The sequence below is a fragment of the Sphingomonas chungangi genome (assembly GCF_013778325.1).
Lineage (GTDB): Bacteria > Pseudomonadota > Alphaproteobacteria > Sphingomonadales > Sphingomonadaceae > Solisphingomonas > Solisphingomonas chungangi.
This window is the reverse complement of sequence record NZ_JACEIB010000006.1, coordinates 48,205-70,112: the sequence shown is the minus strand read 5'-3', so window position 1 is coordinate 70,112 and position 21,908 is coordinate 48,205. Positions and strand designations below refer to the sequence as shown.

General features: G+C 66.6%; 23 protein-coding genes. 13 read left to right on the top strand and 10 right to left on the bottom strand.

Translation table 11 applies throughout. The annotated features are described in order from the left end of the window. Positions 1-18: 18 nt before the first annotated feature. Complete coding sequence (locus HZF05_RS08475; protein WP_246331895.1) at positions 19-1,185, top strand: glycosyltransferase; 1,167 nt, start codon at positions 19-21, stop codon at positions 1,183-1,185. Here HZF05_RS08475 and HZF05_RS08470 read toward each other — a convergent pair. After that, positions 1,109-2,719 (bottom strand): DNA methyltransferase, encoded by a 1,611-nt coding sequence (locus HZF05_RS08470; protein WP_160365651.1) that lies wholly within the window; start codon positions 2,717-2,719, stop codon positions 1,109-1,111. The genes HZF05_RS08475 and HZF05_RS08470 overlap by 77 nt on opposite strands. A gap of 166 nt (positions 2,720-2,885) precedes the next feature. Beyond that, entirely contained in the window at positions 2,886-3,467 is a 582-nt protein-coding gene (locus HZF05_RS08465) for an NAD(P)H-dependent oxidoreductase (RefSeq protein WP_160365650.1), read from the bottom strand. 89 nt (positions 3,468-3,556) lie between these two features. Between HZF05_RS08465 and HZF05_RS08460 the strand changes: the two genes are divergently transcribed. After that, entirely contained in the window at positions 3,557-3,937 is a 381-nt protein-coding gene (locus tag HZF05_RS08460; RefSeq protein ID WP_160365649.1) for a winged helix-turn-helix transcriptional regulator, read from the top strand. 130 nt (positions 3,938-4,067) lie between these two features. After that, complete coding sequence (gene uvrA / locus HZF05_RS08455) at positions 4,068-7,103, top strand: excinuclease ABC subunit UvrA (protein ID WP_246331821.1); 3,036 nt, start codon at positions 4,068-4,070, stop codon at positions 7,101-7,103. A gap of 564 nt (positions 7,104-7,667) precedes the next feature. Here uvrA and HZF05_RS08450 read toward each other — a convergent pair. Then, positions 7,668-8,315, bottom strand: coding sequence for an MT-A70 family methyltransferase (locus tag HZF05_RS08450; protein ID WP_160365648.1), 648 nt, complete (start codon positions 8,313-8,315; stop codon positions 7,668-7,670). After that, the gene (locus HZF05_RS08445; protein WP_160365647.1) at positions 8,302-8,949 is read right to left on the bottom strand and encodes a BglII/BstYI family type II restriction endonuclease; all 648 of its coding nucleotides are present in this window, start codon (positions 8,947-8,949) and stop codon (positions 8,302-8,304) included. The genes HZF05_RS08450 and HZF05_RS08445 overlap by 14 nt, the downstream gene beginning before the upstream one ends. A 227-nt stretch (positions 8,950-9,176) precedes the next feature. On the opposite strand from HZF05_RS08445, the gene HZF05_RS08440 reads away from it, so the two are divergent. Both HZF05_RS08440 and HZF05_RS08435 read left to right on the top strand, forming a co-directional pair. Next, positions 9,177-10,055, top strand: coding sequence for a hypothetical protein (locus tag HZF05_RS08440; RefSeq protein WP_160365646.1), 879 nt, complete (start codon positions 9,177-9,179; stop codon positions 10,053-10,055). A gap of 69 nt (positions 10,056-10,124) precedes the next feature. Beyond that, positions 10,125-10,346 carry a hypothetical protein gene (locus HZF05_RS08435; RefSeq protein ID WP_160365645.1) on the top strand — a complete coding sequence of 74 codons (222 nt, stop codon included), beginning with the start codon at positions 10,125-10,127 and terminating at the stop codon, positions 10,344-10,346. Positions 10,347-10,452: 106 nt separating this feature from the next. Here the strand turns inward: HZF05_RS08435 and HZF05_RS08430 are convergent, their stop codons facing one another. Together HZF05_RS08430 and HZF05_RS08425 are read right to left on the bottom strand one after the other, a co-directional pair. Further along, positions 10,453-10,764, bottom strand: coding sequence for a hypothetical protein (locus tag HZF05_RS08430; protein ID WP_160365644.1), 312 nt, complete (start codon positions 10,762-10,764; stop codon positions 10,453-10,455). Between the two features lie 146 nt (positions 10,765-10,910). Continuing rightward, the gene (locus HZF05_RS08425) at positions 10,911-11,348 is read right to left on the bottom strand and encodes a hypothetical protein (protein ID WP_160365643.1); all 438 of its coding nucleotides are present in this window, start codon (positions 11,346-11,348) and stop codon (positions 10,911-10,913) included. Positions 11,349-11,469: 121 nt separating this feature from the next. Between HZF05_RS08425 and HZF05_RS08420 the strand changes: the two genes are divergently transcribed. The 5 genes from HZF05_RS08420 to HZF05_RS08400 all read left to right on the top strand — a co-directional run bounded on the left by HZF05_RS08420 (position 11,470) and on the right by HZF05_RS08400 (position 14,898). After that, positions 11,470-11,895: an OsmC family protein gene (locus tag HZF05_RS08420; RefSeq protein ID WP_160365642.1), complete on the top strand. Its 426-nt coding sequence runs from the start codon at positions 11,470-11,472 to the stop codon at positions 11,893-11,895. Between the two features lie 196 nt (positions 11,896-12,091). Continuing rightward, positions 12,092-12,673, top strand: a complete 582-nt coding sequence (locus HZF05_RS08415; RefSeq protein ID WP_160365641.1) for a carboxymuconolactone decarboxylase family protein — start codon at positions 12,092-12,094, stop codon at positions 12,671-12,673. A gap of 52 nt (positions 12,674-12,725) precedes the next feature. Further along, the gene (locus tag HZF05_RS08410) at positions 12,726-13,121 is read left to right on the top strand and encodes a DUF2721 domain-containing protein (RefSeq protein ID WP_343046856.1); all 396 of its coding nucleotides are present in this window, start codon (positions 12,726-12,728) and stop codon (positions 13,119-13,121) included. 162 nt (positions 13,122-13,283) lie between these two features. Beyond that, entirely contained in the window at positions 13,284-14,621 is a 1,338-nt protein-coding gene (locus HZF05_RS08405) for a metal-dependent hydrolase family protein (RefSeq protein WP_160365640.1), read from the top strand. A 10-nt stretch (positions 14,622-14,631) separates the two neighbouring features. Next, positions 14,632-14,898, top strand: coding sequence for a hypothetical protein (locus HZF05_RS08400; RefSeq protein WP_160365639.1), 267 nt, complete (start codon positions 14,632-14,634; stop codon positions 14,896-14,898). Positions 14,899-15,200: 302 nt separating this feature from the next. Here HZF05_RS08400 and HZF05_RS08395 read toward each other — a convergent pair whose 3' ends face one another. The 3 genes from HZF05_RS08395 to uvrB form a co-directional block, all read right to left on the bottom strand. Continuing rightward, entirely contained in the window at positions 15,201-15,341 is a 141-nt protein-coding gene (locus HZF05_RS08395; RefSeq protein ID WP_160365638.1) for a hypothetical protein, read from the bottom strand. 163 nt (positions 15,342-15,504) lie between these two features. Further along, a complete protein-coding gene (locus HZF05_RS08390) occupies positions 15,505-16,065 on the bottom strand; it encodes a hypothetical protein (protein WP_246331819.1) in 561 nt (186 codons plus the stop codon). A 144-nt stretch (positions 16,066-16,209) separates the two neighbouring features. Further along, complete coding sequence (gene uvrB, locus HZF05_RS08385; RefSeq protein ID WP_160365637.1) at positions 16,210-18,402, bottom strand: excinuclease ABC subunit UvrB; 2,193 nt, start codon at positions 18,400-18,402, stop codon at positions 16,210-16,212. Positions 18,403-18,519: 117 nt separating this feature from the next. On the opposite strand from uvrB, the gene HZF05_RS08380 reads away from it, so the two are divergent. Continuing rightward, a complete protein-coding gene (locus HZF05_RS08380) occupies positions 18,520-19,059 on the top strand; it encodes a DUF3617 domain-containing protein (RefSeq protein WP_220129774.1) in 540 nt (179 codons plus the stop codon). A gap of 71 nt (positions 19,060-19,130) precedes the next feature. After that, entirely contained in the window at positions 19,131-19,595 is a 465-nt protein-coding gene (locus HZF05_RS08375; RefSeq protein ID WP_160365636.1) for a DUF3617 domain-containing protein, read from the top strand. Between the two features lie 76 nt (positions 19,596-19,671). Here the strand turns inward: HZF05_RS08375 and HZF05_RS08370 are convergent, their stop codons facing one another. Beyond that, positions 19,672-20,370, bottom strand: coding sequence for an outer membrane protein (locus HZF05_RS08370; RefSeq protein WP_160365635.1), 699 nt, complete (start codon positions 20,368-20,370; stop codon positions 19,672-19,674). A gap of 328 nt (positions 20,371-20,698) precedes the next feature. Between HZF05_RS08370 and HZF05_RS08365 the strand changes: the two genes are divergently transcribed. Beyond that, entirely contained in the window at positions 20,699-21,901 is a 1,203-nt protein-coding gene (locus tag HZF05_RS08365) for an MFS transporter (protein WP_160366126.1), read from the top strand. The last annotated feature ends 7 nt before the right edge of the window (positions 21,902-21,908 follow it).

The following is a 21,908-nucleotide window of genomic DNA, read 5'->3' as shown; positions in this document are numbered from 1 at the left end:
AGGCAGGATGTTACGGTGATGTGGCGCGGCGACGAGATTCCGGCCTCGGATCGGCCGATCGCGCTTCTCGTCAACATCCTGAGCGGCGGCGGGGCGCAGCGCCGCGTCGCGAGCCTTGCCAACCGCTTCGCCGAGCTGGGCCGCACGGTCGAGTTGGTGAGCTACGAGGCCGATGGACCGATGCGCGCCATACTGTCCCCGGCGGTGCGGGTGGCGCCGATCGAGGCGGGCGGTCTCGCCGCTTATTGCGAGCAGGCGCGGCCGGCGGTGCTGATGTCCTGCGTCACCGACACGCACCGCGCCGCCGTGGCTGCGGCGCGCGACACCTCGGTCCCGCTGGTGTTGCGCGCCAGCCGCCATCCGTATCGCAAGCTGCCGCGCTGGAACCTGCCGAAGCGCCTCGCCGAGCCGTTCAAGCTGCGCCGCACGGCGCGCCTCTACGCGCAGGCCGACGCGATCGTCGCGCTGTCGGACGATGGTGCCGACGCGCTGCGCCGCCTGCTCGGCCGCCGCCCGGCACGGATCGAGACGATCCCCAACCCGGTGGTCGACCGCATCCGCGCCGCGCCGCGCGGCCCGTGCGCGAACATGCCGCTGGTCCTCGGCGTCGGCCGGCTGACGGCGCAGAAGGACTTCACCACCCTGCTGCGTGCCTTCGCGCTGGTGCGGGCCGATCGCCCGGCACGCCTGCACCTGCTCGGCGAAGGTCCGGAGCGCCGGCGCCTGCGGGCGCTTGCCACACGGCTCGGCATCGCGCGCGACGTGGAGATGCCCGGCGAGGTGCGCGATGTCGCCGATCGGCTGCTGCACGCCGATCTGCTGGTCTCCTCGTCGCTCTGGGAGGGGATGCAGGCGGTGCCGATCGAGGCGCTCGCCGCCGGCTGCCCGGTGGTCGCGACCGATTGCCCCGGCGGTGCCCGCGAGACGCTGCAGGACGGCCGCCTCGGCCCGCTGGTGCCGGTCCGCGATCCGGCGGCGATGGCTCGCGCGATGATCGCGACGCTCGACGCCCCGCCTGATCCCGCATTGCTGGCGGAGGGCGCCGCGCGCTTCACGGCGGAGGGCAAGGCGGAGCTCTATCTGGCGCTGTTCGATGCGCTGGCGGGCGCTAGAGCAGGTTCCCCTGCGATCCCGGCTGGTGCGATGTCCGCGTCTCCACCCGCGCCGCTCTCTTCACAGGGCTGATCAGCGGCGGCAGCCTGGGTCGCTGGCCGTGCATCAGCTCGGCCAAGGTGACGATCTGGAGCGCCGGGAAGCGGCCGAACTCGGTCTCGATCGTCGGATGCGACGCGGCCTCCTCGCGCATCCCCCGGGTCGGCAGCGACTTCATGACGAACAACCCGAAGCGGAACTTGTCGCGCTCCATCACGCGCCCGAGATCGCGCACCATGTTCGGATTGACGATGTCGCCCGCCTTGACGGAAATCACGCCGCTCTCGACCTTCCCGCCACCCGAGAGATAGTTGAACCAGCCGTCGATGCCCCTGTCCCCGCCCTTCTTGTCGCGCGGATAGCCACCGACCTGCCAGCTCACCCATTGCTGGAACTGGTGCGGATCGTCGGCGGCGAGCCGCTCGGCCGAGGCGAGATCGCGCGGCACGCCGATGGTTTCGAACTGGATGCCGGGATACCCCTCCCGCATCCGGTTCTCGATCATCCCGATCGCGATGTGGGTGACGTCTATCCCGATCCACCGCCGCCCGAGCTTCTGCGCGGCATCGACCGCCGTCCCGCACCCGCAGAAGGGATCGAGCACCACGTCGCCGGGATTGGACGAGGCGGCGATGATGCGCTCGAGGAGCGCGCGCGGCTTCTGGGTGGGGTAGCCGAGGCGTTCCTTGTCGCGGTTGTTGAGGACGGGGATATCATCCCACAAATTCTGCACCGGAACTCCCGGCATCTCGTCCAGATAACGCTTATATTGAGGCACCGAACCCGGCCTTGTCTGAATGATGCGTCCCGCATCGATCAGTTCCTGCATACGCAACTTTGAGTAGCGCCAATGGCGCGAGACTCCCATTACCTCGTAAAAGGGATTGCCTTTATCTGCCCCGCCCGGCCCCTGGATATTATCGAGCCTGAACCGTCGGCCATCGGGATCGATACGACGATAGTCTCGATCCAGATATTTCTGATCGTAGGAAGTAAACAAAGGATTCCAGGTGCGATCGGCAGTTTTCGAATAGAAGAAGATGATATCGGTCTGCCGACCGAAGTGCCTTGCGCCCTGTTTCGAGTCGCTATGCGCATAGGACCGCTTCCACGTAATCTCGTTCACGAAGCGATCGGCCCCGAAAACCGCATCCAGCACCAGCTTGAGATAATGGCTCGCGGTCGGATCGCAGTGGAGATAGAGCGATCCCGTCTCCTTCAGCACGCGATGCAGCTCGACCAGCCGCACCGCCATCATCGCCAGATAGGCCATCAGCGGGCTGTCGCCGAGCGCGTCGTGCATCGCGCGCATCATCACCTGCAGCTGCCGGTTGGTGCCGCCGTCTATGTCCAACAATGCGTTCCGGGAGGCTTCGCCCCACGTCCAGGTATCATCGAACGCCTCGATGCTGGCCTCCACGCGGCTGGATGCCGCCGAGGCGAACAAGAGATTGTAACCGGTGTTGGAATTGAACGGCGGGTCCAGATAGACGAGATCGACGCTCTCGTCGCGGACATGCTCGCGAAGAATATCCAGATTATCGCCGTAATATAGCCTGTTGCCCACCCGACACCCCCGCCGTGAATGGCGGGAGGCTAGGGAAAATGGGATTCTGCCCTAAGCGGAGATCTCTCCATTACGGCAACGACAGAGGTGGGAAGCTGATCCAGAGCCGAGAAAAAAGGAACAGGCGCCCACACCCGGCCTGAACGCCCTCCAGCAACGAAAGCGATCAGGCCGCCACGCCGACCGCCGCCGGCGCAATCCGCTTCGCCTGCGCCACGGCACCCTCGATCGCCACGCGGCGGGCCTCGTCGCCCATCGCGATACCCTCGGCGACGACGAACTCGACGTCGCAGCCAGTCAGACCGAACACATTCCGCAGCAGCGTCTCGGCATGCTCGAAGCCGGCGCGCGGGCTGTCGGCGCTGTAGATGCCGCCGCGAGCGAGCGCGACGATCACCCGCTTGCCGGTCGCGAGGCCGACCGGCCCGCTCTCGCCATAGCTGAAGGTGTGGCCCTTCACGGTGATGCGATCGACCCATGCCTTGAGCTGGCTCGGGATGGTGAAATTGTAGAAGCCGGCACCGATCACGACGATGTCGGCGGCGAGGAACTGCTTCAGCTCCTCGCCCTCGGCCAGCGCCATGAAGCTGCCGATCGTCAGATGGTCCACCGGATCGGCGACGAGATCGCGATATTCGACCTCAATCGCCGGATCGGCCGTTGTCAGCCGCTCGACGATCGCGGCGGAGATGGTGCGGCTCGCCGAATTGTCGCCGAGGATGCTGGAATCGAGATGCAGAAGCTTCACAGAGGGTCTCCGGTCTGGAAAATTGACCAGGGCCAGTTATGTGACGGCATCGGACGCGCCAAGAACGCATATTTTTAGGACCAGGTCACATGGATATGCCTGCCCCGCCCCCGCCGCACCAGATCAGCGACCAGTGCCGCAAGCTGAGCTCCGTGCTCTCGCTCGTCGGCGACAAGTGGACGGTTATGATCGTGATGGTGCTGCGCGAGGGTCCGCGCCGCTTCAACGACATCAAGCGCACGATCGGCGGCATCAGCCAGCAGATGCTGACGCGCACGCTGCGCGCGCTGGAGCGCGACGGCATGGTGAACCGCACCGTCTATCCGACGCTGCCGCCGCAGGTGGAATATGCGCTGACCGATCTCGGCCGCTCGCTGTCCGAGCCGGTGCACGCGCTCGGCTTATGGGCGGGCGCCCATCTCGAACGGATCGAGGGCCACCGCGCCGATTTCGACGCGCGGACCGGCTGACACGATCGATCACACGCGCCCTCTTGGACTCTCCGGAATGCCTGCCCATATCCCTTTCGGCCTGGGCCCCGCCGATGCCGATCCCATTTCGGGGCTGGCGACTCCTCCGGAACGGATGTAGAACACTCTGATGCTGACCCATATCTCCGTCCGTGGCGCCCGCGAGCATAATCTGAAGGGGGTCGACGTCGATCTCCCGCGCGACAAGCTGATCGTGATCACCGGGCTCTCCGGATCGGGCAAGTCTAGCCTCGCCTTCGACACCATCTATGCCGAGGGGCAGCGGCGCTACGTGGAATCGCTGTCGGCCTATGCGCGCCAGTTCCTCGAGCTGATGCAGAAGCCCGACGTCGATCATATCGAGGGCCTCTCGCCCGCCATCTCGATCGAGCAGAAGACGACCAGCCGCAACCCGCGCTCGACGGTCGCCACCGTCACCGAGATCTACGATTACATGCGCCTGCTGTGGGCGCGCGTCGGCATTCCCTATTCGCCCGCCACCGGCCTGCCGATCAGCGCGCAGACGGTCAGCCAGATGGTCGATCGCGTCATGGCGCTGCCCGAGGGCACGCGCTTCCTGCTGCTCGCCCCGGTCGTGCGCGGCCGCAAGGGCGAGTATCGCAAGGAGCTGGCGCTGTGGCAGAAGGAGGGCTTCCAGCGCGTCCGCATCGACGGCACGATCTACGAGATCGAGGAGGCCCCCGCCCTCGACAAGAAATACAAGCACGACATCGACATCGTGGTGGACCGCCTGGTGGTGCGCCCCGAGATCGAGACGCGCCTCGCGCAGAGCTTCGAGACCGCGCTCAAGCTGGCCGAGGGGCTGGCCTATGTCGACGTGCTCGGAACCCCGGACACCGTTCGTCCTGAGCCTGTCGAAGGACGTGACGCGGGCGATGCGCCTGAAGCACGCACTTCGACAGGCTCAGTGCGAACGGGGGGAATTATGGCGCTTCAGTTGCCGGACGGCATCTCGGATCGCATCACCTTCTCCGAAAAGTTCGCCTGCCCCGTCTCGGGCTTCACCATCGCCGAGATCGAGCCGCGCCTCTTCTCGTTCAACGCGCCGCAGGGCGCCTGCCCGGCCTGCGACGGGCTCGGCGAGAAGCTCTATTTCAACCCGGAGCTGGTCGTCCCCAACGAAAATCTCTCGATCAAGCAGGGCGCCGTGGTGCCGTGGGCGAAGTCCAACCCGCCCAGCCCCTATTACATGCAGGTGCTCTCCAGCCTCGCGCGCGAATATGATTTCGAGCTGACGACGCCGTGGAACCAGCTCTCCGAGGAGGATCGCGACACCATCCTCCACGGCACGCGCGGCCGCGCCGTCACCTTGCGCTTCATGGACGGGCGCAAGAGCTACGAGGTCAAGAAGGCCTTCGAGGGCGTGATCGGCAATCTCGAGCGCCGCATGCTGCAGACCGAGAGCGCCTGGATGCGCGAGGAGCTGGCCAAGTACCAGTCGGCCCGCCCCTGCGAGGTGTGCGAGGGCGCCCGCCTGAAGCCCGAGGCGCGCGCGGTGAAGATCGCCGGGGAGGACATCAGCATGTCCACCCGCCGCGCCGTCGGCCCCGCGCTGAAGTTCTTCCGCGAGATGCCGCAGCACCTCAACGAGCAGCAGAACCAGATCGCCGAGCGCATCCTCAAGGAGATCGTCGAGCGGCTGGGCTTTCTCGACAATGTCGGCCTCGACTATCTCAACCTCGATCGCACATCGGGCACGCTATCGGGCGGCGAGAGCCAGCGCATCCGCCTCGCCAGCCAGATCGGGTCCGGCCTCTCCGGCGTGCTCTACGTGCTGGACGAACCGTCGATCGGCCTCCACCAGCGCGACAACGACCGGCTGCTCGTCACGCTGCGGCGCCTGCGCGATCTCGGCAACACCGTGATCGTCGTCGAGCATGACGAGGATGCGATCCGCACCGCCGACCATGTCGTCGACATGGGGCCGGGCGCGGGCGTGCATGGCGGGCAGGTGGTGTGCGAGGGTGACCTCGCCGACATCCTCGCCTGCGAGACGAGCCTGACCGGCGACTATCTCTCCGGCCGCCGCGCCGTCCCCCTCCCCGCGCAGCGCCGCAAGGGATCGGGCAAGCAGCTCACCGTGAAGGGCGCGCGCGCCAACAACCTGAAGGACGTCAGCGCCTCGATCCCGCTCGGCACCTTCACCTGCATCACCGGCGTCTCGGGATCGGGCAAGTCGACCTTCACGATCGACACCCTGTTCGCCTCGGCCAGCCGCACGCTCAACGGCGCGCGCATCCAGGCCGGGCATCACGAGAAGATCGAGGGCCTCCAGCATCTCGACAAGGTGATCGACATCGACCAGTCGCCGATCGGCCGCACCCCGCGCTCCAACCCGGCGACCTACACCGGCGCCTTCACCCAGATCCGCGACTGGTTCGCCGGCCTGCCGGAAAGCCAGGCGCGCGGCTACAAGCCCGGCCGCTTCAGCTTCAATGTCAAGGGCGGCCGCTGCGAGGCGTGCAGCGGCGACGGCCTGATCAAGATCGAGATGCACTTCCTGCCCGACGTCTACGTCACCTGCGACGTGTGCCACGGCAAGCGCTACAACCGCGAGACGCTGGAGGTGACGTTCAAGGGCAAGTCGATCGCCGACGTGCTGGACATGACCTGCGAGGATGCGGTCGAATTCTTCAAGGCGGTGCCCGGCATCCGCGACAAGATGGCGATGCTGGTCGAGGTGGGGCTGGGCTACGTCAAGGTCGGCCAGCAGGCGACGACGCTGTCGGGCGGCGAGGCGCAGCGCGTGAAGCTCGCCAAGGAGCTATCGCGGCGCGCCACCGGCAACACGCTCTACATCCTCGACGAGCCGACCACCGGCCTGCATTTCGAGGACGTCCGCAAGCTGCTCGAGGTGCTGCACGCGCTGGTCGAGCAGGGCAATACGGTGGTGGTGATCGAGCACAATCTGGAGGTCATCAAGACCGCCGACTGGATCATCGACCTCGGCCCCGAAGGCGGCGACAAGGGCGGCGAGATCGTCGCCACCGGCACGCCGGAAGAGGTGGTGCAGGTGGAGCGCAGCTATACGGGGCGTTATCTGAAGCCGCTGCTGGAGGGGGCGAGCGTGGTGAGCGCGGCGCCGGTAAAGGCGGCGGGGAAGCGGAAGGTGGCGGCTAAGCGGGTGAAGGCGGCGGCGGAGTGATCTTCCAATTATTATGGCACTTGTCGCTTATCCCGTTCTCTCTTTCGTTCGGTCAAACTTCACCTCACGGGTAACCAGAGCCCCCGTATCCAACGCCTTAAAAGAATACTGTCCATTAAGAGAAACACTTTGATCGCATATCCTTAAGAACAAAGTACTAATAGATCTTCGGTCTTTGATCTTGGTTCTACAAGCAATAGAAATGTGATTATCACATATGTAACCCGTGATCTTTAGCTTCGATGTGCTGGTAATTTTTCCGTCTTTAGTTTTTTCGATTTCCATCCCACCCCGAACGTATGGAGCGTAGTGGTTTATTGCAAGATAGAGCCGAAATGACTCTCCACTCGCCCCAGGGAGGCTAGCAATCCAACGACCTGAATAATTGGGATTGTCCTGAACTCGGGTTTTGAACAGCGGCCAAAGCAGGCCTCTCCCGAGGTAATTCGTAGACCCGATAATCCCCGTTCCGGTCAACCCAGCCAAGACTTCCATCGAAAAGTCGATCATACGCCCCTCCCACTTCCAACATGGGGCAGGACCTAAGTATTATCAACTACAACCTTACTCGGCCGCTTCAACCCAAACCACCTCGCCATCCCGACGTGAGTTATGGGCGTAGGTATCCCAGCCGATTTCATATTCCTCGGCCTGGTTGCCCCACGTATCCCAGCCCTTGCGCGTACCGCGCGCAAACATCTCTAGCCGCGACTTAGGCGAGCAGGCTTCGATGATGTCATAGAACTCGTCAGGCTTGCGGCTGTGCTCACGCTTGCGGGTGCCGAGTAGGTTCACCTGCCGGCGCCCAGGTGCCAGCGTGCGTGCATTCTTGCCACGCACGCCGAACAGGCATAGCTCGGTCACGTTGCGGAAGTAAAAGCCGACGCCGCGCCCGTCCGATCCGCCGTCCTTGCGTATCTTGTGCCAGACGAGGTTCGATTTGTATTCGAACCCCCATGCCTTCATCACCTGCAGGCCATCGGGCAGCAGCGCGTTCGGCACCCATAGATAGAGGTGCGCCGGATCGGCCGCGACGCCCTCCACCGGCAACGCGCAAATCTCATCGAGGCTCATCGTGCCATAGCGCGACAGGCGGCGATGCTCCGGCGCCATCTTGCCGGTGCGGTTGGTGAACCGCCACGGCGGATCGGCGAGGATGGTCGAAAACTTCCGCCCGCGCGTCGCCTGCGCAAAATCGTCACTCGGCGTCATCGTCTGCCCCCTCGTCTATAGCCATCTCGATCGGCGCCTCATCTTCGACATAGAGATTTCGCGTGATCCCGAAAGCGAGGATCGGACAGCCACCACCACCCCCGCCCTCTAAGCGTGGCAAAAGCTTGTCCATGTGCGTCGTCGAAGCGCCGTATTTGTCCGCAACCTTCTTACCCAACGATTTGAAGATCGTCTGAAGGTGACTGGATCGCGTCAAGATCACCCCGACATCGATCACACGCAAATCGAATAGCAGGCGAAAATTGTTGAGGTCGCGATCGAAGAATGGATCCTTGTTGTTCCACTCAATCTCAAGGCCGACGCGCCCCTTGAAACAATCGACCTTGTGGGTCGGCGAATCCCGCTCTTCTCGATCAACGCGGATACTCGTCGCGAACTTTCGCTCCTCCCAGCCCCGCTCAGTGAGAAAACCATCAAAACGCGAAGCGATCACGCTTTTGCGACCGCCGCCCTTCAACACCTCGCTCCGTAGAAAACGAAATTCGCGAAGTGCTGCGATGATCTCGTCCCACTCAGCAGGATGTGCGGTCGACAAAATTCCCGTCGCGTTACGCCATTCATGCACTTCGTATAGCTCGGCAACATCGGCCGGGATGAGATGAGTCGTAACCACGGCCTATCCTGGAACAAAGAGAGAATCGGAACAAGGGGTCAATGGCGGTTCTCGGGTGTCAGGATGACCGCCAACCCCGCGGACAGCAGCCCATCTTTCGTTTCGCTCCGGCTGAGGCGGCTATCGAGGCAAGACCGCCGAGGGCGGCATAACAGATCAAATACCCTTTTCCTACACGCCAAAATAGTGCCATATGGGTTAGCTCCGTTGTACAAAGGAGCCGACTCATGCCCCGTCGCCGTCCCGTCCGTCTCGTGCAGCCCGAGCCTCGTCCGCTGGTCCCCGCCGAAGCCCTCGCGCGGCTCGGCGAACTCGGCGAGACGGAGATGGGAGGTACGCAGCTCCCCCATCCCGCGCACGGGCCGATCGAGGCGCTGCCGCGCGACGCGCAGGGCTTCATCCCGGCTGTCCACTCTCCGCAGGAGATCGACGAGGAGGGGCTGGAGCCGCCCGCAGGCCTGCGGCCCGGCCCGGGGGCGCCGCTCCGGGATCCGGCACCGGGCGCTCCGGCGGCCACCCCGGCCGACGACGCCCAGGCGGAGGGCGTGACGGACGCGGAGCGGCCGCCTGCCGTCGCCCACTCCGCCGATACCCCCTCCCCCGCGCCGCGCCACGACGGCCTCACCCCCGAGCGCCAGCGCATCTTCTTCGAGACTCTCGCCGCCACCGCCAGCGTCTCCCGCGCGGCGAAGGCGTGCGGGTTGTCGCGGCAGGCGCTCTACGCGCAGCGCAACCGCGCCGACGCCGACGCCTTCCGGGAGGCCTGGGATGTCGCGATGACCTGCGCGATCAACCTGCTGGGCGACATCGCCTATGATCGCGCGATCGAGGGGGTGGAGGAGCCGGTCTTCTGGAAGGGCGAGCAGGTCGGCACCCGGCGGCGCTTCAACGACAATCTGCTGATGACGCTGCTGCGCGTGCGCGATCCGTTCGGCTTCGCCCCGCAATCGGATCTGCGCCACTGGGCCGGCGCGCACAGCTACGCCCACCGGCCCCGGCTCGACGAGGCGCTCGCGGCTTTGCAGGCGGAGGCCGACGGCGCGTCCGCGCACCGCCCCGGCGACGGTCGGCGCAGGCCGGGCAAGTCGCGCGGACGGGTGTGTTAGTCGACTAGATATGTCTTCCGAGCGGCCCCGCCGCTGTCAACTTCGTCAACTTCGCCCGAAAGGCCGACCATGCCTCCCTTCATCCCCACGCCCGAACGCCCCTGCTTCCAGACCCGCACCGAGGCGGCGACCGACGGCCATCCCGAGCATGCCGCCTGGGCCGCGCGGCGCGATGCGGCGAATGCGGCGCGCCATGGCCCGCCGACTCCGGCCGAGGCGCACAACCGCGCGCAGCTCGCGGTGCTGGAGCGCTTCCTGCTCGGCCGCGTCCGCACCCGCGAGCTGCGCTGATCCGATGCCGCACCTGCGAAAAAGCCCCGCGACGGCGGACCGTCACGGGGCTCTGCTACGCGGGTACAGGCTCCGTCCCGACCCTCGGCGGGCCGGGCGGGGCAGGTCAGTTGGCGGCGAGCGTCGCCGGGGCGGCCGAGGCCTGCCGGGCGGCGCCGGGCACCTCGTCGTTCAGGCGGGCGAGCGCCTCGTCCGACACCTTGAACGAGATGGCCGAATAGCCCATCGATCCCGACACGTGGTTGCCGTGCACGCGCAGCGCAAAGGGATCGTGGCCAGCCTGGCCATTGAGCACGACGTCGCCATGCGCGTCGCGCGCGGCGGTGTAGCTGTAATGCTCGCCGCCGGCCACGAAGTCACCCGCGACTGCGGGGGTGGCGATGGCGGCGGCGATCAGGGCGAGAAGCGCGTGACGCATGATGGATCTCCGGGCCCGACATGATGTCGGCTTGATGGCCCGGATGTATTGCTGCAACGCAGCGTTTCAAATGAAAACGGAGCAATGGCGGTTGCGCGAGGCGCATTCGCCAGCACCCTGATCCTCCTCCTTGGCGGGGGAGGATTTCAGGAGGCTCGATCCCGCCCCGCCCCGCCGGCGCTGTCGGTGGCGGGTTCCTCCGGCGCCCCGTGGCGGGTGCCGCCCGCGCTGGCGCCCGATCCGCTCGCCTCGCCGGTGCGCAACAGCGCCGGCTGGCCGCGATGCGCGGCGTCGGGCTCCTCGGGCTTGCCCTGGTCGGCGCCCTTGCGGGTCGCATGCGTGGAACCGGCGGGCACCGCATCGTGGCGATCCGCCCGGCGCGGGCCGGCGCCCGGCCCGTCCTGCCGCTCGCCATGGGGGCGATCGGGGTGCGGCAGGTCGACCGGCTGCTCCGTCTCCGGCTCGGGCAGGCCGACGGCGTTGAGCTTGGGGCTCGCCTGCGGCTTGCCGGCGCTGTGCTCGTCATGCTCGACCTTGTGGGTGTCGGGATCGCCCTCATGATGGGCGGGCTTGGCGTCCGTCATCGCGGTGCCTTCTCCTGTGGCTAGGGTCGCTGTAGGATCAACGCACCGGATGCCGGGACGGGCGCATCGAACCCTCCCGGCGCTCGCACGTTGGGGCCTGACCACACACCAGGAGACAGCCATGATCCGCACCGGTTCCGCCCATTACGAAGGCCTCGGCAAGGCCGGCAAGGGCCGCGTCTCCACGCAGTCCGGCGTGCTGTCCGACGCCCGCTACGATTTCAACACCCGCTTCGAGAACGAGGCGGGCACCAATCCGGAAGAGCTGGTGGCGGCCGCCCACGCATCGTGCTTCACCATGGCGCTGAGCTTCGCGCTGGCGAAGGCGGGCCACGAGGACGGCACGCTCGACACCAAGGCGGCGGTGACGCTCGACAAGGATGGCGACGGCTTCGCCGTGACCAAATCCGCGCTGACGCTGACCGCGCGCATCCCCGGCATCGCGCAGAGCGAGTTCGATCGCATCGCGGCCGAGGCCAAGGCCGGCTGCCCGATCTCCAAGCTGCTCAAGGCCGAGATCACGCTGGAAGCGACTTTGGAGAGTTGAAGACCGCACCGGCCCGCTCCCCCACCCGGCCTCCCAAACAGCGTATCCTAGATGGGAGGCCGGGTGGGGGAGCGGGCCGGTGCCGCCTCGGAATGCGCTCTTCCGCGCATTCCGTCGAAAAGATTGCGTACCGCCTGAATGGCGGGCGCAGGTCCGAAGGAGAGGACGGGAGTAACCTCAAGCGAAGGATGTACCCATGCGCCTCCCCCTCATCGCGCCCGCCGACCTGACCGAGGAGCAGAAGCCCCTCTACGCCGACATGAAGAAGGGCATCGGATCCGACTTCAACGCCTTCATCACCATCGCGCCCGAGGGCACCACCGAGGCCGGGGCGCTGATGGGGCCGTGGAACCCTTGGCTCCACGAACCGCGCATCGGCGGCGCGATCTGGGAACTCACCAAGGCGATGACCATGGAGGCGACGCTGCCCGATCGGGTGCGGCAGGTCGCGATCCTGGTGACCGGCGCGCATTTCGACGCGGCCTACGAGATCTACGCCCACATCGCCGTCGCCGAGAAGGACGAGATGGACGACGCCACGCTGGCGACGCTCGTCTCCGGCTCGCGCCCGGCTGGCCTCTCCGCCGAGGAGGGGATCGGCTACGACGTTGCCTACGCGCTGGTGAACGGCGGCGTGCTGCCCCAGCCGGTCTATGCGCTCGCGGTCTCCACCTTCGGCCAGCATGGCACCAACGAACTGATCTATCTGGTGGGGCTTTACGCGCTCGTCTCGATGACGTTGAACGGGTTCAACGTGCCCCTTCCCGAAAAGGACTGACGCCCTGCAGCCCACCGCTCCCGAGACGATCGGCCATGCCATCTCGCTGGCGGTGGCGCCGGCCTTCCTGCTCTCTGCGCTGGGGCTGCTGATCAACCTGTTCGCGACCCGGCTCGCCCGCGTGGTGGACCGGGCGCGCTGGCTGGAGGAGCAGTTCGCCACCCTGCCCCGCTCGCTCTCGGTGCCGGAGTTGCGGCTGCTCGACCGGCGGATGCGGATCATCAACACCGCGATCGCGCTGGCCACGGCGAGCGCGATCGCGGTGTGCCTGCTGGTGGTGATGCTGTTCGTGGCAGGGCTGCTCGATACCCGCTTCGGGCGGACGGTGGCGAGCCTGTTCATCGTCGCGATGCTGCTGCTGATCGCGGCGCTGGGCGCGTTCCTCTACGAGGTCCGCCTCGCCAGCCGCGCGATCCGCATCCGCAACGAGCTGCTGGAGCGGGAGTAAGCACCTAAATCGTTCGCACTGAGCTTGTCGAAGTGCTGCCCTCCTCTTCAAGCGTGCAAGAAGGAAGGACAAGGCTTCGACAGGCTCAGCCCGAACGGAAGAAAACGGTTCCGATCCAAGCCTCCTCTGCTTAGTCTCCCCCGCATCAACAGGGGATGGACAATGCGGATATCGAACGGGGTGGCGGGCCTGGCGCTCGCCTGTGCGCTGGCGACGACGGCGCAGGCGGCGGACGTCGCGATCCATGCGGGGCATCTGATCGACGGCACCGGCGGCGCGCCGAAATCGCAGGTCACCATCCTCGTCCACGACGACCGCATCGTCTCGGTGACGCCGGGCTTCACCCAGCCGGCGGGCGCGAGCGTGATCGACCTGTCGAACGCCACGGTGCTGCCCGGCCTGATCGACTGCCACGTCCACATCACCGGCCAGTTCGACGGCGGCGATCCGATCCGCGAGATGGTCACCGAGACGGACTATGACGGCATCTACAAGACGCCGGCTTATGCCCGCGCCACGCTGGAGGCGGGCTTCACCAGCGTGCGCGACGTCGGCGCCACCACGGCCGTGGTCGTCGCGATGAAGAAAGCGATCGCGGACGGGACCATCGCCGGCCCGCGCATGTGGGTGGCGGGCGCGCCGCTCGGGCCGACCGGCGGCCACAGCGACAGCCATTCGGGCCTCGACCCCGCGCTCGAGAATCCGGGCTGGAACGAGGCGATCATCGACGGCGCGGACGCTGCCATCCGCGCCGTCCGCCAGCATCGCCGCGAGGGTGTCGACCTCATCAAGATCATGCCGTCGGGCGGCGTGCTCTCGGTGGGCGACGATCCCAACCTCCAGCTGATGAGCGATGCCGAGATCAAGGCGGTGGTCGACACCGCGCACGCGCTCGGACTGAAGGTGGCGGCCCACATCCACGGGCGCGAGGCGATCGACCATGCCATCGCTCTCGGCGTCGATAGCGTTGAGCATGGCAGCTATGCCGGGCCGGAAAGCTATCCGCTGTTCAAGGCGCACGGCACCTACCTCGTTCCCACCCTACTGATCGCGCAACGGGTGTACGAGATCGCGAAGGCCCATCCCGAGCAACTGCCGCCATCCTCGGCAGCCAAGGCGCTGGCGGTGGCGCCGCGCCTGCGCGAGAATCTCGGGAACGCCTATCGCGCCGGCGTGAAGATCGCCTTCGGCACCGATCAGGGGCTGGTGCCGCACGGCGAGAATGCCGGCGAGTTCGCGCTGATGGTGCAGGCCGGCATGACGCCGATGGACGCGATCCTCGCCGCCACCCGCAACGCCGCCGACCTGATCGGCGACAGCAAGGACATCGGCTCCGTCCAGCCCGGCCGCTTCGCCGACATCGTCGCGGTGACGGGCGATCCGCTCAGGGACGTGACCGAGCTGACCCGCGTGCAGTTCGTGATGAAGGGCGGGACGGTGTACAAGACAAGTGGCAAGGCGACGGGTGCGGGCGGGATTGTGGACGCGGGGGGCCATTGAGCGTCACACGGTGAGCTTCGTCGAGGATCATGAGCGGCGCGCCGGTCGCAGGCGCATCGCCGGATGTGGATGCATCATGATCGGCGCGGTCGCATTCATCATTTTCGGTTTTTGTGTCTTGGCCCTGACCTTAGGCGACTGCGGCTCTGAAACTCCCAATTGCCATGCAAGCTCGGAAAGACTTCTCGACCGGATTGTATGGTCGATTGGGATTATGGGATTGTCGATGGCGGCTGGTTTGGCGTGGTGGGCGAACAAATCGCCGAAGGATCGATAGCGTAACCGCTTCGAGCACCGCAAAAAAGAGAAAGACCACCGGGGCGGAGCTTGCCCCGGTGGTCTCGCATGGTCAGCGGCCGGAGGGTCCGGCCCGGGAGACCAGCCCCGCTAACAGGCCCGAAGGCTTAGCGGAGCATCTCCCGAACGGACAGAACCGACCTCTCTGCTGAACCATGAGACATCGGATCACCTCCTTTCGCCATGTTGATGGTGTAAGCAGTCTGATTCAAACGAATCCGCGATGCAAGCCCCGTTCGCACCTGCAGGACATAAGTCCTGTGGAAAACTGGGGCAGCGCGATCACATCTTCCTGAACAGCGCCTTCTTGTTAAGCTCGTGCCGCTCGTCGCCCTTGGGATCGGCGGGACGGATACGGTTGGTTGGCGCCACCTCGCGATCACGATCGGCGATGAAGCCGCCGTCTTCCAGCTTGCGAACCATGGTTGCTCTCCTTTCAGGAGAGCAAACGCATCAGCCCGCCAATGGTGCCTCTGTCTGGTCCCGCACCGGCCCGCTCCCCCACCCGGCCTCCCAAACAGCGTATCCTAGATGGGAGGCCGGGTGGGGGAGCGGGCCGGTGCGGCATCCGCGTGAGCGGATCAAACTAGCTCCGGCAATCCTGGATCACCCGCGCGACCTCGGGCCAGGCCGGCAGGACGAGGCGCGGCTGACCCGCCACGTCCACCAGGAAGCGGCCGCGGCTGAAGGCGATCTGGTCCATGTGCGGGTCGCGCGCGCTCGCCTGCGCGACGATCGCGGGCGGCTGGCCACCTCCGTTCGCACCGGTATAGGCGAAGCTGCCGTAGGAGGTGGTGAAGCTCATCGCCGCGTTCGGTGTCGGCGCGAGGCCACCGCGCGAGAAGACGATGTTGCGGGTGGAAAGGTCGCAGCGCAGCGCGAAGACGGCGGTCTGGCCGGGCGTGCCATATTGCGCGATCGAGCTCTGCCCCGCCGTCCCCCGCCACGACCAGTCGCCCGGCGTCACCGGCACGTCGCGCCAGTCCTGCTGCGGCGGCGCGGCGGGCAGTGCCGCAGGCGGCGGAGGCGGGGCCGGGCGCGGCGCAGGCGCAGGCTTCTGCTCGGGCGCGACGCAGGAGGCGAGCGCCACCATCAGGAGGGTGACTGCGCCCTGCCGGGCCGTTCGGATGGTCCGCCGCATGGTCATGGGCACTGCATGGCGGGGGATGGTGACGGGGGCAAGGGGAGATGCCTCAATCCACCCCCGTTCGCACTGAGCCTGTCGAAGTGCAGCCCTTGTTTGCACCGTGCAAAAGGCAGGACAGGGCTTCGACAAGCTCAGCCCGAACCGTTACCGATTCTTGCTGCCGAACTTCTTCTGCACCCGCCCGTATTTCCCCTGCCGCGTCCCCGGCTTGCCCAGCGTCGATCCGCCGCGCACCGGCGCGCGGCTGGGCTCGGTGGCGATGCCGAGCTCGTCCTGCTCCAGCTTGCGGATCTCGTCGCGCAGGCGGCCGGCTTCCTCGAACTCCAGGTCGGCGGCGGCCTTGCGCATCTGCTTTTCCAGATCCTCGATATAGGCGCGCAGATTGTGGCCGACGAGGTGCGGCACCTCCTCGATCCCGGTATCCACCGTCACCTGATCGCGGCTCGCCAGATGGCCGACGATGTCGGTGATGTTGCGCTTGATCGTCGCCGGCGTGATGCCGTGCTCCAGATTGTAGGCCTCCTGCTTCTCGCGGCGGCGCGAGGTCTCGGCCATGGCGCGCTCCATCGATCCGGTGATGCGGTCGGCATAGAGGATCACCCGGCCCTCGACGTTGCGCGCGGCGCGGCCGATCGTCTGGATCAGCGAGGTTTCGGAGCGCAGGAAGCCCTCCTTGTCGGCATCAAGGATCGCGACCAGCCCGCATTCCGGAATGTCGAGCCCCTCGCGCAGCAGGTTGATGCCGACGAGGATGTCGTACACGCCGAGCCGGAGGTCGCGGATCAGCTCGATCCGCTCCAGCGTCTCGACGTCGGAGTGCATGTAGCGGACCTTGAGCCCCGCCTCGTGGAGATATTCGGTGAGGTCCTCGGCCATGCGCTTGGTGAGCGTGGTGACCAGCGTGCGATAGCCCTTCGCCGCCACCTCGCGGCATTCCTGCACCAGATCGTCGACCTGATGCTCTACGGGTCTGATCTCCACCGGCGGATCGATCAGGCCGGTCGGGCGGATCACTTGCTCGGCGAAGACGCCGCCGGACTGCTCCATCTCCCAGGTGCCGGGCGTCGCAGAGACGGCGATGGTCTGCGGGCGCATCGCGTCCCATTCGTTGAAGCGCAAGGGGCGATTGTCGATGCACGATGGCAGGCGGAAGCCGTATTCCGCCAGCGTGATCTTCCGCCGGTGGTCGCCCCGCGCCATGCCGCCGACCTGCGGCACCGTCTGGTGGCTCTCGTCGACGAACAGCAGCGCGTTCTCGGGAAGATATTCGAACAGGGTCGGCGGCGGCTCGCCGGGCAGGCGGCCGGTAAGGAAGCGGCTGTAATTCTCGATGCCCGCGCAGGAGCCGGTCGCCGCGATCATCTCCAGATCGAACTGCGTGCGCTGCTCCAGCCGCTGCGCCTCCAGCAGCCGCCCTTCCGCCACCAGCTCCTTCAGCCGCTCGGCCAGCTCGTGCTTGATCGCCTCGCTCGCCTGCTTGAGCGTCGGCCCGGGCGTCACATAGTGCGAGTTGGCATAGACCTTCACATAATCGAGGTTCGCCACCTTCTTGCCGGTGAGCGGATCGAACTCGGTGATCTCCTCGATCTCGTCGCCGAAGAAGCTGAAGCGCCAGGCGGTGTCCTCGTAATGCGAGGGGAACAGCTCCAGATTGTCGCCGCGCACGCGGAAGGCACCGCGCTGGAAGGCGGCGTCGTTGCGCTTGTATTGCAGCGCCACCAGCTTGCGGATCAATTCCCGCTGGTCGACCGTCTCGCCCTTCTTGAGCGCGAAGGTCATCGCCGAATAGGTCTCGACCGATCCGATGCCGTACAGGCAGGAAACCGAAGCGACGATCAGCACGTCGTCGCGCTCCAGCAGTGACCGGGTGGCGGAATGCCGCATCCGGTCGATCGCCTCGTTCACCGAGCTTTCCTTCTCGATGTACGTGTCCGACCGGGGAACGTAGGCCTCGGGCTGGTAATAATCGTAATAGCTGACGAAGAACTCGACCGCATTCTCCGGAAAGAACTGCTTGAACTCGCCGTAGAGCTGCGCGGCCAGGATCTTGTTGGGCGCCAGCACCAGCGCCGGGCGCTGCAATTCCTCCACCACCTTGGCCATGGTGAAGGTCTTGCCCGAACCCGTCACGCCCAGCAGAACCTGCGTGCGCTCGCCGTCTCGCGCGGCCTGCGTCAGCTCCGCGATTGCGCCGGGCTGGTCGCCGGACGGCGCATATTCGCTGACCAGCCTGAACGGCTTGCCGCCTTCGCTCTTCGCCGGCCGCTCCGGGCGGTGCGGCATGAACATCGGCATGGCCTCGGGCTCGGCGAGGCTGGTGCGAATCTCGATCGGCATGGGAGCGAATATGGGGACGAAACGCGAACGTCGCAATCCGCGGCATAATCGAAACGAAGGGTGGCGGGCCGACCCTCTCCCACTATGCTCTGCCGGTCCGGGTCCGAGGGAGAGTTCATGCGGTCCATTGCACCGATCACCATCGTCGCGCTGATGGCGCTCGCCGCCTGCAGCAAGTCGGGCGACAGCGTCTCGATGAAGAACGCCTCGATCGACGAGATCGCCAAGACCCAGTCGGCGAAGATCCAGCCCGGCGAGTGGGAGGTTACGGTGGAGATGGTCGACCAGACAATCACCGGCGGCCCGCCCGATATGCCCACCCCGCCCAAGCTGCCGCCGCAGACGATGAAGACCTGCATCACGCCCGAGCAGGTCAACCGCCCCGAAGGCATGTTCTCGGGCGGCATGGACGGCCTCAAGAAGAATTGCACCTATGACAGCTTCTCGATGGCCGGCGGCAAGATCGACGCGAAGATGCATTGCCAGATGCCCAACGGCATGAAGATCGAGGCGACCAACAGCGGCACCTTCTCCGCCACCGAGATCAGCTCGGACAGCACGAGCAGCGTCACCGGCCTGCCCGGTGGGATGAGCAGCAGTTCCCACACGAAGATGACGGCCAAGCGCGTCGGCGAATGCACGGCGGGTGCGGATTAGCCGCCGGCGGTTGCCAACTTCGCCGGCTGAGCCGTTTCGACAAGGGCGACGCGAGCGGCTATCGAGGGGCGATGCCCCTCCCCCGCCGCCTCGCCGCCGCCTTGCCGCTCCTCCTCGCCGCCGCGCCCGCGCCGCCGCTCACGCCGGGCGCGTGGGAGGAAACCGTGGTCTTCGCACTCGACAGCGTGAACGGATCGGCCGACCTCGCGGCGCGCATGGGCAAGGCGCTGCCGACACCGCAGCCGCGCCAGTCCTGCCTGACCGCGCGCGACCTGCAGAACCCGCAGGGCCTCTTCCTCGCCGGGGCCGAGCAGAGCTGCCGCTTCCGGCGCTTCACCATGGCAGACGGGAAGATCGATGCCGCGGGCGACTGTTCCGACGGGCGCGGGCAGGCCATGCACGTCGAGGGCGGCGGCAGCTACACGCCGACGGGTTACGACTTCACCTTTACCGGCACCGGACAGGTCGGCAAGCTCGCCCTGATATTTCGTGGCCGCGACAGCGGGCGGCGCATCGGGGTATGCACGGCCTTCTGAAACGAGAACGCCCCGCCGGTTCTCACCGACGGGGCGCTCCGGCCGACGACCAGTCCGGCCTAGGCCGTCATGAGCGTCAGAAATGCACGCCGAAGCCGGCCAGCACCTGGTTGCGATCATAACGCAGGCTGGTGTCGGTCAGGCCCAGCTCATCGGCGTTGAAGCTCTTGAAGCGGGTATAGTCATACTCCGCCTTCACATAAGCGTGGTTGGTGACGGCATATTCCACGCCCGCACCCGCGCGCCAGCCGTCGCGATCGGCACGGCCGCGGAAATAGTCGCCGGCGTCGTCGGCCGCGGTCTCGCGGATCTGGCCGTTCACATAGGCGCCCTTGGCGTAGAGCAGCGCCTTGCCGCCTAGCTTGTAGCCGATGCGCGCGCCGCCCTCGATCTGGCGACCGGATTTGAGGCAGGCGATGGCGAAGCCGTTGTCGCCGCAGGTCTTCGCGGTGGAGATGGCGTAGCTGCCGAACACGCCGGCGGTCAGCTTGTCGCCGATCGGCATGTCGTAGCCGAGCAGGCCACCGCCGGTCCAGCCGGTCTTGCGGCTGTGGTCGGTCACGCGCGTGGTGCCGTCGTCATAGCGCTGACGGGCGCCGACGCGATCCCAGCCGCCGAAGATTTCCGCGCGCGGGCCGGTGAAGGTCGCACCTTCGGACGGGGCGGTCATCGTTGTCGCGGTGGTGTCGGCCGGGGCCGGCGTGGCGTCCTGCGCGAAGGCGGGCGCGGCGGCCGCGACAAGGAAAGCGCTCGTCGCGAGCAGGATCGTCTTCATAAACATAAACTCCGCAAAGCTACAAAAGCTACTCGTACATGCGTCGCCGGGGGGCGTTGCGGGGGGTACATGCCGCCAGCGAGGCGATCGTTCCCATGAACGAATGGTCATGGGCGACCGACCGGCACGACTGTGGCCCAAGGGGCACGGTTTCTGTCGCTCCGGTGAACGAATTGGGGCGCGGATGCGGCCATGGCACGGATGATGCTGGCCTTTTCGCGTCGATCGGCGCCCGCGAGCCAAGGTTTCGGAGGGTCGCAATTCGCAACCCATCGTCCTATGTGCGCCGCAGCAATCGGAAAGGACGCGCATGGATGCGCCTGCCATCATGACCGAGACCCCGACGACCGGCGGCCAGGGCCTCACCCCCGGCATCACCTTCGCCTGCGCGGTGGCGTGCGGGGTGATGGTGGCGAACCTCTATTACGCACAGCCCCTGATCGCACTGATCGCGCCAGCGCTGCACATTGGGCCGGGCATCGCCGGATCGATCGTGACGCTGACCATGCTGGGCTATGCGGCCGGGCTGGTGACGGTGGTGCCGCTCGCCGACCGGCTGGAGAACCGGCGACTGATCCTCGCGACCATCGCCGGAACCGCACTGTCGCTGGCGGCGCTGGCGGCAGCACCTTCGGCCGGGACGTTCCTGATCGCGGCGGTGGTGACGGGCTTCGCCGCGTCGGGCGTGCAGGTGGTGGTGCCGTTCGCCGCCAGTCTCGCGCCGCACGAGACGCGGGGCGCCACGATCGGCAACGTGATGTCGGGCCTGCTCGCCGGGATCATGCTGGCGCGGCCGGTGGCGAGCCTGATCGCCGAGGTCGCCGGGTGGCGCGCGGTGTTCGGCGTCTCGGCGGCGCTGATGGTGGTGCTGGGCCTGTGGCTCGCCCGCGCGCTGCCCGAACGGCGGCCGGCCAGCGGGCACGGTTATGGCGAGATCCTCCGATCGATGGGCCATCTGCTGATCACGGAACGGCGGCTGCAGCGTCGCGCGGTGTATCAGGGGCTTGTCTTCGCGATCTTCAACATCTTCTGGACCTCCGCGCCGCTGCTGCTGGCGGACCGCTTCGGCTTTTCACAGACCGGCATCGCGCTTTTCGCGCTGGCGGGTGCGGCGGGTGCTTTGACCGCACCGATCGCCGGGCGGCTGGGCGACAAGGGCCATATCAAGCTCGGCACCGCCATCGCGCTGGGGACGATCACCGTCTCCTGCCTGCTGGCCGGCGTATCGGGCGCGCTTCATTCGGTGGCCTTGATCGTCGTTTTCGCGCTCACCCTGGACGGCGCGACCCAGCTCAATCAGGTGCTCGGCCAGCGCGTGATCTTCTCGCTGCCCGGTGAGGACCGGGGCCGGGTCAACGCCGTCTACATGACGATCCTGTTCGTGCTGGGCGCGTCCGGATCGGCGATCGCGACGCTCGCCTACCACGCCGCCGGCTGGTGGGGCGCGATGGGCGCCGGGGCTGCGATCGGCAGCGTTGTCACGTTGCTGTTCGCCACCGAATTCCTTGGCGGCTCGCGCCCGCGCGCGTAAGGCCTTG